Annotated in this window: 13 protein-coding genes; 4 read left to right on the top strand and 9 right to left on the bottom strand. The window is 50.3% G+C overall.

Features of this window, described 5'->3' with window-relative positions; all coding sequences use genetic code 11:
• Positions 1-28: 28 nt before the first annotated feature.
• The 8 genes from HCX92_RS03525 to HCX92_RS03490 all read right to left on the bottom strand — a co-directional run bounded on the left by HCX92_RS03525 (position 29) and on the right by HCX92_RS03490 (position 8,089).
• Positions 29-601: a cysteine dioxygenase gene (locus HCX92_RS03525; protein ID WP_169293532.1), complete on the bottom strand. Its 573-nt coding sequence runs from the start codon at positions 599-601 to the stop codon at positions 29-31.
• 60 nt (positions 602-661) lie between these two features.
• Positions 662-1,999, bottom strand: coding sequence for an LLM class flavin-dependent oxidoreductase (locus HCX92_RS03520; RefSeq protein WP_169293531.1), 1,338 nt, complete (start codon positions 1,997-1,999; stop codon positions 662-664).
• A gap of 74 nt (positions 2,000-2,073) precedes the next feature.
• Entirely contained in the window at positions 2,074-3,225 is a 1,152-nt protein-coding gene (locus HCX92_RS03515) for a cytochrome c (RefSeq protein ID WP_169293530.1), read from the bottom strand.
• Between the two features lie 37 nt (positions 3,226-3,262).
• Positions 3,263-4,069 carry an ABC transporter ATP-binding protein gene (locus HCX92_RS03510; protein WP_169293529.1) on the bottom strand — a complete coding sequence of 269 codons (807 nt, stop codon included), beginning with the start codon at positions 4,067-4,069 and terminating at the stop codon, positions 3,263-3,265.
• Positions 4,063-5,100 (bottom strand): ABC transporter permease, encoded by a 1,038-nt coding sequence (locus tag HCX92_RS03505; protein WP_169293528.1) that lies wholly within the window; start codon positions 5,098-5,100, stop codon positions 4,063-4,065. Before HCX92_RS03505 ends, HCX92_RS03510 begins: the two co-directional genes overlap by 7 nt.
• Before the next feature lie 4 nt (positions 5,101-5,104).
• Positions 5,105-6,109, bottom strand: coding sequence for an ABC transporter substrate-binding protein (locus HCX92_RS03500; RefSeq protein WP_169293527.1), 1,005 nt, complete (start codon positions 6,107-6,109; stop codon positions 5,105-5,107).
• 9 nt (positions 6,110-6,118) lie between these two features.
• Positions 6,119-6,964 (bottom strand): class II aldolase/adducin family protein, encoded by an 846-nt coding sequence (locus HCX92_RS03495; RefSeq protein WP_169293526.1) that lies wholly within the window; start codon positions 6,962-6,964, stop codon positions 6,119-6,121.
• 30 nt (positions 6,965-6,994) lie between these two features.
• Complete coding sequence (locus HCX92_RS03490) at positions 6,995-8,089, bottom strand: LLM class flavin-dependent oxidoreductase (RefSeq protein WP_169293525.1); 1,095 nt, start codon at positions 8,087-8,089, stop codon at positions 6,995-6,997.
• 265 nt (positions 8,090-8,354) lie between these two features.
• Between HCX92_RS03490 and HCX92_RS03485 the strand changes: the two genes are divergently transcribed.
• Entirely contained in the window at positions 8,355-9,494 is a 1,140-nt protein-coding gene (locus tag HCX92_RS03485) for an acyl-CoA dehydrogenase family protein (RefSeq protein ID WP_248289986.1), read from the top strand.
• Here HCX92_RS03485 and HCX92_RS03480 read toward each other — a convergent pair.
• Positions 9,480-10,385, bottom strand: coding sequence for a LysR family transcriptional regulator (locus HCX92_RS03480; protein WP_169293523.1), 906 nt, complete (start codon positions 10,383-10,385; stop codon positions 9,480-9,482). The genes HCX92_RS03485 and HCX92_RS03480 overlap by 15 nt on opposite strands.
• 109 nt (positions 10,386-10,494) lie before the next feature.
• Here HCX92_RS03480 and HCX92_RS03475 point away from each other — a divergent pair, with 109 nt between their 5' ends.
• The 3 genes from HCX92_RS03475 (at position 10,495) to msuE (ending at position 13,893) form a co-directional block, all read left to right on the top strand.
• Entirely contained in the window at positions 10,495-12,099 is a 1,605-nt protein-coding gene (locus tag HCX92_RS03475; protein ID WP_169293522.1) for a rhodanese-related sulfurtransferase, read from the top strand.
• 134 nt (positions 12,100-12,233) lie between these two features.
• Positions 12,234-13,202, top strand: a complete 969-nt coding sequence (locus HCX92_RS03470) for a tripartite tricarboxylate transporter substrate binding protein (RefSeq protein WP_169293521.1) — start codon at positions 12,234-12,236, stop codon at positions 13,200-13,202.
• Between the two features lie 109 nt (positions 13,203-13,311).
• Positions 13,312-13,893: an FMN reductase gene (gene msuE, locus HCX92_RS03465; protein WP_169293520.1), complete on the top strand. Its 582-nt coding sequence runs from the start codon at positions 13,312-13,314 to the stop codon at positions 13,891-13,893.
• Positions 13,894-13,915 lie beyond the last annotated feature (22 nt).

The following is a 13,915-nucleotide window of genomic DNA, read 5'->3' as shown; positions in this document are numbered from 1 at the left end:
CGTTTTAAATCATTTATTTAAGTAATCATCAAGGTTTAGATTCGTTCCAGATATTCGAATAGCCTGAAATAAACTCGGCAATTGTTCCATCCTCACGATACACAGAACGACGTACCGCACCGATATTGGCACCATAAACATGAATGCTGACAGAAACCTGATCAGGGTATGCGTTATATACCCTGTGTATATCACCAATGGTAGGAGAAACTGCCTCAACCTGCCCCGGTTTCAGCAAAATCGCCCCACCATCAGGCACTAATTCACCATCTGCCTCTCGCCTGAAACCCTGTGAATATTCTGCTCCACGCAACATACCGATCAGCCCCCAAACAGTGTGGTCATGTATCGGGGTACTTTGCCCCGGTCCCCATACAAAACTGACAATTGAAAACCGCCCGCCCGAATCGGCATGTAATAAAAACTGCTGATACCTGTCTGGATCAGGCTGTGCAAGCAGTTCGGGCAGCCAACTGTCCTCGGCGACCAAATCGGCCAGCAAGGCCCCTCCTTTTTCAAGTATCTGAGCCTCATCACCTGTTTGATCCAGTAATGCAGAAAAGGCACTCACGAAAGTACGTAAAGGTACGATACTACTCATTTTTCAAGTCCTGTAAATTTAAAATATTGTTGGAGAATTCCTGTTGCAATAACAGATGTCTTAACTGTTAAAAAACTGGTTTTCCTTAAACGGTAAACCCAGATGATCCCTAAGTGTCAATCCGGTATATTCCTTGCGGAACAATTGACGTTTTTGAAGCTCAGGCACAACAAGCTCGACAAAATCATCCAGTCCGCCTGGCGTACTACTGAACATGATATTGAAACCATCGCAAGCCTTGTCATAAAACCATTCTTCAAAATCATCGGCAATTGACTGGGCCGTGCCCACCAAGAAACGGTGTCCACCTGCACTCCATTTTGTGTATAGCTGACGCACGGTAGGACGCTCATTCCGGATCCAGTTAACCAACAGTTGCTGGCGGCTTTTATGCGAGTTGGTTACCGGGATAATCTCTGGCAAAGGTACTTCATCATCAAACCCCAATCTGGTCAGATCAAGGCCCAAGCTGGCATAATTCGACAAAGACTGCAAAACAATATCCACATCGCGGGTTTCAAGTAATTGCTCAAATTTGTCTTCAGCCTCTGATTGGGTCCGCCCAATGACAGGCATTACTCCAGGCAAAATCTTGATATTTGAAGCGGGCCTTCCAAGCAATGCTGCTCGTGCCTTGACATCAGCAAAAAAAGCCTGGGCATCTTCCTTGTCCTGGGCTGCGGTATAAAGCATTTCCCCAATCCGGGCCGCCAGATCCTTGCCTGACTCCGATGAACCAGCCTGCGATAAAACCGGCCACCCCTGCAAAGGTCTGGGTGCATTCAATGGCCCTTTCACCCTGAAGAACTCTCCCTCATAATTAAGTACATGCAGCTTGGCAGAATCTGCCCATTGACCCGTTTCCTTGTTACGAAGGAAAGCATCATCTGCCCAACTGTCCCACAAACCCGTCACCACATCAACGAACTCATGGGCCCGTTCATAGCGTTTGGCATGATCCATATGCCTGCTCAAATTGAAGTTCTCTCCACCACCGGTAGAAGTAACTACATTCCAGCCAGCCCGCCCCTTACTCAGATGGTCCAGGGCGGCAAACTTCCTGGCAACGTTATAGGGTTCGTTATAACTGGTACTGACAGAAGCCACCAACCCGATTCGGCTAGTCACCACTGCCAGCGCGGACAACAGTACGACAGGATCCCAGCGGGGAGCCTGTGGACTGCGTGCCACCGTCTCACTGTCTGAGGCGGAAAACACATTGTCATAAAAAAAGACAGCATCAAATTTGGCCGCCTCCAGTTTTTGGGCATAGGAAATGTACTTGGTAAAATCAGTATAAGCATCCGTATCAGCCTGCGGATGCCTCCAGCTATCGCCCTGAACACCGGAACCGGTGAAGTAGGCACCCAAATGGAAAGTTCTCTGTTCTGTATTCATTATCTTTGATATTGTTGTCTGTAAAATTGACAGGCCAACCAAACACAAAGGCCAGCCTGTTTAAACTTAACTATTCAGTGCACAAATCCACCCTTTATATATTTCACGGGTTCGCGCTCCATGCGTAACAGAAGTTCTTGCAATTCATCTACCGATTTTTCCTTCTTTGCGGATGTTTCTCCATCCCGGCACAAAAAATCATCAGTGCTCCAGGCCGTAAACGTACGGGCCCTCAACCAGCCGTCCTGATCCGCCAGAAACTGACTCCCGGGAAGATCCTTTGGCGTAGTTCCCGCTATCAATGCCAGGCTTTGCCACACCGCATCATCTTTCACACGACATTGCACATAAGGATTCTCATGGGTATCCGCTGCCGGCCCCACCAAAACTGTATAAAGACGAGGATCTTCCATGATTTCTTCTTCACCCCCAACGGCAACCAGCCTGACAAACTGATGACGCTGCAGACTACGCATGCGTCCGCTGTCACCATAATTGCACAGCACATCAAAGTCAGGCAACGCCACCGGAATCGGCCATGCACCATTGCGCGCAGCACCTTGCCCAGCTGCCAATGCTTTCAGGTAATCAAGCAATGACCAAGTATCCTCTGCGGTCAATTCCTCAGCAAAACCTGGCATCGTCTGTTGCCCCTGCCCGTCCTGCATGCCATACAACATATGCCACACCAGCTCACCATCTGCCCGCTTGCCCAATAGCTGGCTTGACAAATCCGGCGGCAGGAATGAAAGTTTTTTTGCATCAACACCATGCCCACGTCCATCTGCCCCATGGCAATTCAGGCAATGTCTGGCATAAAGCTGACTGCCCCGCTGTATGCTGTCTGCATTGAAACCGGTAGGAGATTGATGCATGCTGGCAGGCATGGCATTGGTCAGGATCGTTGTTCCCGGCCACGGCACAAAAACCACCAGCAGCACGGCAACCACACCCAAATACCAGCGGGCCCTGCGCCAGAAACATGCCAGAACAAACAAAAGCAATATCAGCAAAACCGCAACGAGACTGATGATCAAATTCCTTGCCAATCCATGATCAATAATCAGGATCTCTCCGGCAATACGATAATCAAATGGCCAGGCTGGCTGGCCAAATTCGGTCTGGCGCCCCGTCAGGGCATGAAATATCCATAAGATACCTTGCTGCAGCCATTGCAAGACTGACAACAAGTCATTAAGCCATTGCGTCATGGGGGGAGCGTTCATGACCCCACCTGCTGTCTGTTGCTACAATTGTCCATCATTACCAGCTGTCATCCAAACCCAAATGCGCCAATGCCTCACGGCGCAGGGCTGCAATTCTCGGATCGCCGCGATGGCGTGGGTAAGGCAAATCCACCCTGATTTCAGCCTTGATACGGGCAGGACGTTCACTGAACACAACAACCCGCTGGGCAAGAAACAGGGCCTCCTCGACATCATGGGTGACCAGCAGAGCCGAAAACCCATTCTTGCGCCACAAATCAACCAGTTCGGTTTGCATCGCCAAACGCGTTAAAGAGTCAAGCTTGCCCAAAGGCTCATCCAGAATGAGCAGGGATGGATCATTCACCAAGGCACGAGCAAAAGCCACTCGCTGGGCCATACCCCCTGAAAGCTGATGAGGATAGCTTTGGGCAAACTCGCCCAGGCCAACACGGTTCAAGGCATCATCAACACGATGGCGGTCCCGCCTGAGCAAGCCCCTCGCCTGCAGTCCCAATGCCACATTGTCCCAGACGGTTCGCCATGGAAACAATGTCGGATCCTGGAACACCACAATCCGTGAAGGATCCGGCCGAACAATAAGCTCATCATCCTGCAGGAGTGTGCCTTGTGTCGCCGGTTCCAGGCCGGCCACCAGACGCAGCAGGGTTGATTTGCCACACCCGCTGGGGCCCAGCAACGCAACAAATTCACCGGCCTGTACCGTCAGGTTGACCTGGTTCAATACGGGCAGTTTGCCCTTTGGTGTATCAAAAACATGACTGACCTGACAGATATCGATTTGTGAACCAATATTTTGCTGGTGGTTTTCCACCTGTTCACGCTGTTCAGCAATGGCTACCATTTCACTGTTCCTTTTTGCCACGACAACACATAATCCCGCACCAGAAACAGCAGGGAAATCAAGCCTGAAAAAAGCAAGGCCATCACAATGAGCGCAGCATACATATTGGTATATGATGCCCAGCCCTGAGCCCAGGTCAGGTACCATCCCAAACCGGATTTAACGCCCATCATTTCTGCCGTCACCAGGACCGAAAAAGAAGCGCTCAACCCCATAAACAGACCAACAAAAACCTGTGGCAAGGCAGCCGGAATGGCAACCCGGAAGATCAAAAACCACTCGGAAGCACCCATAGTGCGGGCAACGTCATAGTAATTCTTGCTGACACTGGCAATCCCCGACCATGTCAATACCGCAACGGGAAACCCGGTTGCCAGCGCCACCAGGAAAATGGCAGCTGAATAACTGGAAGGGAAAAAATAAAAGGTCAGGGGCAATAATGCCGTGGCGGGCAAAGGCCCCAAGACACGCAACACGGGATGAACCCAATAACCAATGCTTTTTGACCAGCCTACCGACACACCGACCAGAAACCCTACCACAGCACCGTAGGCCACGCCTATTGCCAGCAGCTTCAGTGTATTGACGACACTGCCACCCAAACGTTGCCAATCATCGATATATACATCAATCAACGACTGTGGCGGTGCAAAAAACGGTACTGGCAAAAGGCCTGTTTTCGCAGTGAAGTATTCCCACAATCCCAATATCACCGGTACGGCAACAAGCCATGCCCCGTAAGGTCGCAACTCCTGCAGACGGGTGCCACCCGCCCGCTGGGCCCATGAAGTGGAAAACAATAACAGGCCGGCACCAACCAACACACCCGCCACACCCAATTCCTTGGTATACAGCCAGTCGGTAAAACCGACAACGTGATTCGGCACCCCCCAGGTCAAAATGCCGAAAGCGATCCAGGCCAGGCCGGCAAGCAGCCCAGAATGCCATAGCATCGACGGTGCTACAGCACGATCTGCCTGGGCAACATCAGACTCTTGGACCAATACGCCATTTGCAATAAGCTCATTCATATCATCACCCCAAAACATCAACATAGACATGCTGCGCAAGGCGTTTTGTGTCTGTCGAAGGTTTGATTACACCAATACGTTGGAAGTCATCGGCAAAGAATGCAATTTCCTCCTGCAGGTCAAAGCCGGTAGGATGATGGTCAAACGTCAGCGTGTCATACAGCTTGATCAAATCATCTTCTGTAATCTTGGGTGAGTATTTTGCAAAAATACGTGCTGCCTGATTGGGATTTTCCAACATGAAATCACTGGCTTGCACAATGGATCGCGCCAGCGCTGCTGCGGTTGGCTTGTCATTGCGCACCAGCTCTCCACGGACCCCCACCACGCAGCAAACCTTGCGCGCGTACTCCCCGGACAGGTTGGTAGCCAGTTCTACATAGGCACCATTGGTCCGTTTTTCCAGCAAATAAAGATTGGGGTCACCATCGGCAATCGCCTGAATTTCACCCTTGTCCACGGCAATCCCCAGCAAATCGGCGGGATACTGGCGCCAGGTGATATCCTTATCCGGATCAATACCATTTTTTGCCAGCAGAATGGTGAAAAAATGCTTGCCGGGTGCGGCCAGATCACTAACACCCACTGTTTTTCCTTTCAGGTCGCTCAATTGGTTAACGCCTGACGCCTTGTGTCCCAGCAAACGGACACATCCCCCATGCGAGCTGCCCACAATTTTTACATCGAAGCCCGCCTCAAGCGGCTTCAACCAACGATGTATCATGCCAATGGCAGCATCAGCCTTGCCTGTTGCAACCGATTCCAGCAACTGATCGGTAGAGCCGCTGTAATTGAGCAATTCGACATCCAGACCGTTTTTCTCAAAATAGCCCAGCTCTTTGGCAACTACAACTGGCGTCAGGCAAAAGGCATTCTGGTTCCAGGCAAAGACCAGTTTTTTCGGGTTTGACCAAGCTTGGCGGTTGTGTAACAAAACAGGTGTGGCCAGTGCAGTCCCAAGTGTCAGGCCTAAAAACCTGCGCCGGTTGATTTGACTGAATTTATGCATAAATTACTCCTAATCCAAAAAGTCAGGTTCTGCTTCCAGCAAACCTGCGTATAAACTTTCAAATGCGTAACGTGCCCCCTCACTGCCCCCCACTTGCGAATGGGTCAGTCTTGCCGTCTCATGATCAATTGGCTGGGGAGTACCCGCAGCTTCTGCGAGCAATTGGGTATGACACGCATTATCAAGCGCAATGTAATACCAGGCTGCTGCCTCAACCGTTGTACCAACCGTCAAAATGCCGTGATTCTTCAGGATGACACCCTTGCTAGCAGTCTGATCCTGCTTGAAAAGTGCCTGGGCAATCCTCTCTCCTTCACTGATATCCACGACCATGCCGGTAAAGTCATCAAAAAGGACATGATCTTCATAAAAAGAACAGGAATCCTGGGTCAATGGATCCAGCTTACGCCCCAGTGAAGACCAGGCCTTGCCAAAAGTGGAATGGGTGTGGGCGGCAGCCACCAGATTGGGATGTGCCTCATGAATAGCGGCATGAATGGCAAAAGCGGCTTTATTCAAAGGCCGTTGACCTATCACAGTTTCTCCACGACTATTCACTAACAACAAATCGGAAACACGTATACGAGAAAAGTGGACACCTAATGGATTTACCCAAAAATGATCCTGTAACTCAGGATCACGTGCCGTAATATGACCGGCTAATCCCTGGTCAAAACCGTAACGTGCAAATAAGCGGAAAGCGGCTGCCAAACGTGTCTGACGATAGCGCCTTTCTTGTTTAATCGTACGGTTTGACAAATCAGGATCAAACCAAAATTTCTGGATCGGCTCATGATTGAATACCAATCCTTGCCCTGTCGCGGTGGGTTGATCCAAAAGTTCAATTGCATTCATATTGCCTCTCTAGGTGATGAGCAATCGTACTCAAGCGACCGCTTGAGTTAACGATGACTGACGTGCACGAACCCCTTCACGTAACCTTGGGATAAGTTCACGACCATAATCTTTCGCATCCTCAAGAGGATCAAAACCGCGCAACAGGAAAGTCTCTACCCCAAGATCGTAATATTGCAATAGGGCTTGAGCAACTTGCTCAGGGGTTCCCACCAAGGCTGTGGAATTGGAGCGTGCACCGGTCAATTTGGCAATTTCCGTCCACAACAACTGATCCACCCTGGATCCCTGCTCTGCCGCGGCCAGCAAACGTCTTGCTCCCTCACTTTGCTGTGGATCGCCTGGCTCGGTCAATCCCTGCAGAGCACGCAAATGCTTCGCCTGTGCCAGAATCCGGTCTGCCTTCTCCCAGGCTTTTTCTTCGGTCTCCGCCAAAATCGGTCTGAAAGAAACCGAAAAACCAATTTTTCGTCCATTCACAGCTGCCTTGACACTCACACGCTGGGTCAATTCACGCACCTGATCCAGTGACTCCCCCCACAGGGCATAGATATCTGCATGCCGCGCAGCAACATCAAGAGCAACTTCAGAGGCCCCTCCAAAGAAAATGGGCACGTGCGGTTTCTGGGCCGGTTTGACATCAGACCATGCATCTTCAAAACGGTAATACTTTCCCTCATGGCTGAAAGGCGCATTGGCCGTCCACACCTGACGCAGTATGTGCAGATATTCATCCGTGCGCTCATAACGTTCATCGTGATCAAGATAGTCACCGTCCCTGCGCTGCTCATAATCAGACCCGCCAGAAATGAAGTGAACACCGAGACGCCCACCGGTAAATTGGTCCAGGGAAGCAATATCACGGGCCGCATAGGTGGGAGACACAAACCCCGGACGGTGTGCCAGCATGAAATGGATCCGCTCTGTGACACCGGCCGCATAGGCAATCGTATGAGCAGCCGAAGGGCCGGTTGAATGATGTGGTACCAGAATCCGGTCAAACCCAGCCTGCTCATGCGCCTGTGCAAAATCCCGGACATAGTCGCGATCAATGACCGGCCCTGTTGGTGCGTGTATTTCCGATTGTTTTTGACTTTGGATCATTCCAATAATTTGCACACTCATCTGAAGAAACTCCCGAAACTCATTTAGTTATCAATTTATCGATCTGCACAAAACTGCAGTTAGTCCGGGAAGATTACATCCTCTTTATAAAATTTTTAAATACAAAAAATAAATTTTTATATAAATTTTGCATATTTAAACTTATTGGCCGAAGACCTTAATATGGGTCTTTTCCAAAGAATTGCTTCATGTGCAGGCTATAACGATGACGATTTTCAGCAATACAACCAGTACAGCCATAAAGACACCAACGATCATTTCAGATATGGATCTTCTTTCACTGCGTACGACCTTTCAGAAAACAGCGGCCCATTTCGATCAAAGCGGACAATTTCCGCATGAAAACTTTACCACCCTGAAGCAGGCTGGACTGATACAACTGGTCGCACCCGCGCCGTTCGGACATGGAGCAACACTTTCCCAGGCCCGTAAAGTCATTGAGGCAATTGCCTATGCCGAGCCGGCAACGGCACTGGTACTAACCATGACCTACCTAAATCACCGTCAATTGGGCCGTCCCGACAATCAGTGGCCCCAGGTGATACGTGAACGTGTACTGCAAGGCGGCCTGATTAACTCGCTGCGCGTTGAACCTGAACAGGGCTCTCCCTCCAGAGGAGGCTTGCCTGACACCGTTGCACGGAAAAAAGACAATGGATGGCTGCTGAGTGGCCAGAAAATCTACTGTACCGGTTCACCCGCATTGGAGTGGATGGCAGTCTGGGCCAGAACTGATGAAGAAAAACCGCGTACAGGTGTATTTCTGGTACACCGTCCAAGCGTCAGCGAAGGACTGAGTATTGTGAAAAACTGGGATCATCTGGGGTTGCGTGCATCCGGCAGCCATCTGGTGGTTTTTGACAATGTTCATCTTCCAGATAGCCACGCCATCGATTTGCGCCATCCTGAAGAATGGGTAGCGGGTGGTAAGGCACACACTGATTTGGGACAAAACAAAGACCAGCAGGCCTGGATGATTGTCCTGTTGAGTACGCTGTATGATGCCATTGCGCGTGCAGCCCGTGACTGGCTTTTTGATTTTCTACGTAACCGGACACCCAGCAGTCTGGGTGCCCCCTTGTCTACGCTGCCACGAATACAGGAACAGGTAGGCCGTATTGAAACGTTACTGTATACAAATAAAATCGCCTTGGACAATTTGACGGAAAAAACCGATCGGAATAATCCACCAGCGACAAGCGAAAGCGGTCTGGTCAAATACATTGTTACCAATAACGCCATCCAGGCAGTGGAACTGGCACTGTCGCTGACCGGCAATCATGGCCTTAGCCGTAACAACCCACTTGAGCGTCATTACCGGGATGTGTTATGCAGTCGTATCCACACACCACAGAACGACAGCATTCTAAGCACGGCCGGGCGCGCTGCGCTAACTGCCGTTTAGTGCGGTCATGAAATGAGCAACATATTTGCCGAAGTCCCTGACTGGTTCCCTCAAGTTCCCCAACGTATTGTCACATACCAGCCACAACTCAATAACCGGTTTGAAATTGGTCACATTGACCCTGCCAAGCTGATCACTCCACTCATTACCATGCAAAAAAGGTTCCGGAAAAAGCCCCAGTCCCAACCCCTGCGCAATGCTTTGCAGCTGGATACTCCTGCTATAGGAGTCAAGATTGACACGCAAATGCAAACCTTGCATGGCCAGGGCACGCATCAGACCCGCCCGGAAACCACAACCATCCGGGTTCAATACCCAACCCTTGCTATTGCATTGTTCCAACACATACTGGCGCTTGGGCCACTCGTCTTTGCAGCCCATCACGATAAGTTTCGATTTAAACAGTCTTTCCCCATGAATATTTTTGGGCAGGGAAGTACCCGCAGGCAAGAACAGGACAGCGGCATCCAGCTCCCCGCATTCCAGACGTTCAAGCAACAACTGGCCGCTGGAGCCCGTCACGACCTGGGGATAAACATCTGGCCATTTTTTTTGCAACTCGGCCAACACTGGCAGCGTAACCAGTTCTCCAATGCCCTGCGTGAGCCCCAGACGGATATTGCCTGCGGGAGGCAAATCACGGGCCGCCATCTCGCACAAAATGTCAATCTCCCGCAACACTGCCTTGCATTGCTCATGCACGCGTCGGCCCAAAACCGTCGCTCTGGGCGGTTTCGAATTGCGGTCCAACAACTGCACCCCCAGGGCCTCCTCAAAATTCTGCACACGCCTGGTAATTGCCGGTTGTGTCAAACCTAACTCGCGAGCTGCCTGACTGATGGACTGACAGCGCATCACCGCTACAAAGGCATCAATATCATCAATTTTCATGTTTTTCTTAAATATTTATTCATCAACTTAATAAAAAACAATCATATATCGGTTCATAACTGGCTGTCAGCTTGTTAATGAACTTCACAACCCATAAGGAAACTAATAAATGCCAACCCATGACTATCCCGTACTCAGCGCCACCGATGTCCGTGAGAAACTGCTGGCACGCACCGAGATCACACTGATTGATGTGCGAGAAGAAGACCCCTATGCCCAGGAACATCCGCTCTGGGCCAGCAACTTCCCGCTGTCACGACTGGAACTACAAGCCTGGCAACGCATCCCCAGAAAGGATACGACCATTGTGATATACGGTCAGGACGAATTTGAAGACCTTGCTCCCCGTGCTGCCAGGGTACTGTCAAAACTGGGCTACACCAATGTATTCCTTCTGGAAAATGGTCTGGAAGGATGGCAGGCGGCAGGAGGTGAACTGTTCAGGGATGTCAATGTTCCCAGCAAATCCTTTGGGGAACTCGTTGAACACCATCGAGACACGCCATCCCTGCCTGCTGATGAAGTCAAAAAATTGCTGGAAAGCAATACCAATACTATTGTTCTTGACGCACGTCGTTTTGATGAATACCAAACCATGAACATACCAGGTTCAGTGAGCGTTCCTGGTGCTGAATTGGTTCTACGGGCAAGAGCATTGGCCCCCAACCCGACAACACAGATTATCGTTAATTGTGCAGGACGTACAAGAAGCATCATAGGCACCCAATCCCTCATCAATGCTGCTCTTCCCAACCCAGTCGCTGCACTGCGTAACGGTACAATTGGCTGGACGCTTGCCGGTCATGAACTGGAAAAAGGTGCCGACAGAAAATTCCCTGACGATATTGACAAACAGGTACTTGAGGTGGCTCAGTCTGATGCGCGCCGTGTCGCAGATGCTGCCGGTGTCAAACACATTACGCTAGACGCGCTGCAGCAACTGCAGCATACTGGCCGCACCACTTACTTCATTGATGTCCGGACACCTGAGGAATATAAAAATGGGCATTTAGCCGGATTCATCAATGTTCCCGGCGGACAACTGGTACAGGAAACCGATCACACCGCCCCCGTCAGGGGCGCACGGATTGTTCTGGCCGATCTGGATGGCGTACGGGCCAATATGTCCGCGTCCTGGCTGGCACAAATGGGCTGGGAAACCTATGTCATTGAGTCTGCCAATCCGGAGGACTTTTCTGTCAGGGGAGAAACTGTCAACCCCGTACCGGAACCCGGCAAGACACAGGAAATTTCCGTACAGAAACTCCAGGAAATCCTGAGCTCGAACGAACACGAAAACCACGTCATTTTTGACTTTACCACCAGCGCGAATTACATCAAATGCCATATCCCCGGTGCCCGCTTTGCCTTGCGTTCCCACATCGTCAGGCTGATCACTGCCCAGCCAGCAGGCAAAAAATTCATTTTTACATGCGGTTCAAGCCAACTTGCCCGCTTTGCGGCAAATGATGCGCAAACCCATACCTCAAGCCCCATCCTGGTACTGACCGGCGGCACACAGGCCTGGATAGATGCAGGCCTGCCTCTGGAGCATGGTCCCACCCACCTGGACAGTCCTGCCATTGACAGGTACCGGCGTCCCTACGAAGGTACGGATGCTCCAGCCAGTGCCATGCAGGCCTATCTGGACTGGGAATTTGGTCTGGTGGAACAACTGAGACAAGATGGCACCCATTTTTTTAGCGTGCTGTAAATGTGATGGTGTTGCCAGATAGCCAGCAACACCTTCCTGTCAGCCAGCCCATAAATTTTATCCATTAACCATGTCCAGACTCATATTCTGACTGAAATGGTCTTATTGAAAAACTGAAATCAAGAAGAGTTGAAATGAAATTATCAAGTAACATCAAGATACTGCTTGCAGTTATCACCCTTGCACTCACCCCCATCTCGAATGCAGCAACCTACCCTGAAAAGCCTATTCGTCTGGTTGTACCCTATCCAACCGGAGGCAGTGTAGGCGTAGCTGCCAATATCATTCAGGAACCACTTGCCAAGCAGCTGGGTCAAAGCGTCATCATCGAATACAAAGGAGGGGCCGGAGGAACCATTGGAACCGCACAAGTTGCAAAAAGTGATCCTGACGGCTATACCTTATTACTCACGCTGTCCTCACACACCATCAATCCAGCCATTTATGAAACACTGCCCTTTGACACAGAAAAAGACCTGACCCCCGTGTCACTGGTGGCCTCGGCACCACAGGTGCTGGTTGCAAACCCCTCATTCCCCCCATCCACCATTAAAGAATTGATCACGTTTGCCCAGAATTCGGAAACCCCTTTAATTTATGGATCTGCCGGTGTCGGCACACCTAGCCATATTGCTGTTGAGTTATTCAAAAAAAACACAAAAACAGAACTCACTCATGTTCCTTACCGTGGAGGTGGTCCTGCAACCATTGATGTACTTGGTGGACAAATCCCCCTACTCTGGGTTTCTTTGCCGGCCGTAACCCAGCATATTAAATCCGGAAAATTGAAGGCACTTGCCGTATCCACAGCCAAACGCACCCCCGTCCTTCCCGATGTACCCACTGTTTCAGAAACGCTGCCTGGCTTTAATGTGGACTCATGGTACGCCATGTTTGCCCCCGCAAATACGCCTGAGCCCATCATTGAAAAAATCCAGTCCATATTGGCCGATAGCGCGAAAGACAAGTCCATCCAGGAAGCCTTCCTGGCACAGGGGGCCGTAGCCGTAGGCAGTACTGCCGCCGAGCTGGATCATATTGTAAAAACAGAGATCCCGGTATGGAGAGAACTGGCTTCGGAAGCCAATATCAAGATTAACTAAAATACCTTGTGTAACTTGTAAGCTTTATTTATTAACATTACCTGATCCCGTACTGATTAAAGTATGACAATGACACCCTTCATCTCCATTTAACATAAAAGAGAACAACATGATACAACCCTTGAATACTGTCGTTATTAATGGTAGCCTGCATCGCCCATCCCGTACTGGCATACTACTGAATGAAATTGAAAAACAAATATCAAAGCGGGTATCACTTGAAACCGAATTCATCGATCTGGTCGATCTGGTTCCCTATATTGGAACAGCACTTTCCACCGATCATCTGAACGATTATGCCAAACAGACGTTAACCCGCATTGAACAGGCCGATTTTCTGATTGTAGGAACCCCTGTATTCAAGGGCTCCATTCCCGGCCTGTGCAAACATTTGTTTGACCTGGTTGATATGAATGCCATCGCGGGCAAACCTGTTTTGCTGGCTGCTACCGGTGGCAGTACCCGGCATGCGCTGATGATTGACCATCAGCTACGCACCCTGTTCGGTTTCTTCCATGCGCTTAGCCTGCCGGCCGGTGTATACGCCACACAGGAAGACATTCAGGATGGCCTGATTTCAAGCACAGCCCTGAAACAGCGCCTTGACCTGGTCGCTAATCTGGCCACCCCTGTTCTGCAAGGCATCGCACTACAAAAACAGCATAATGCCGAAGAACTGATCCCTGCATAACAATTTTCCAAAAGAGCGAATA

This window comes from Advenella sp. EE-W14, from assembly GCF_012923605.1.
Lineage (GTDB): Bacteria > Pseudomonadota > Gammaproteobacteria > Burkholderiales > Burkholderiaceae_B > Advenella > Advenella alkanexedens.
The sequence above is the reverse complement of the archived record's forward strand: the minus strand, read 5'-3'. Positions and strand labels throughout refer to the sequence as shown.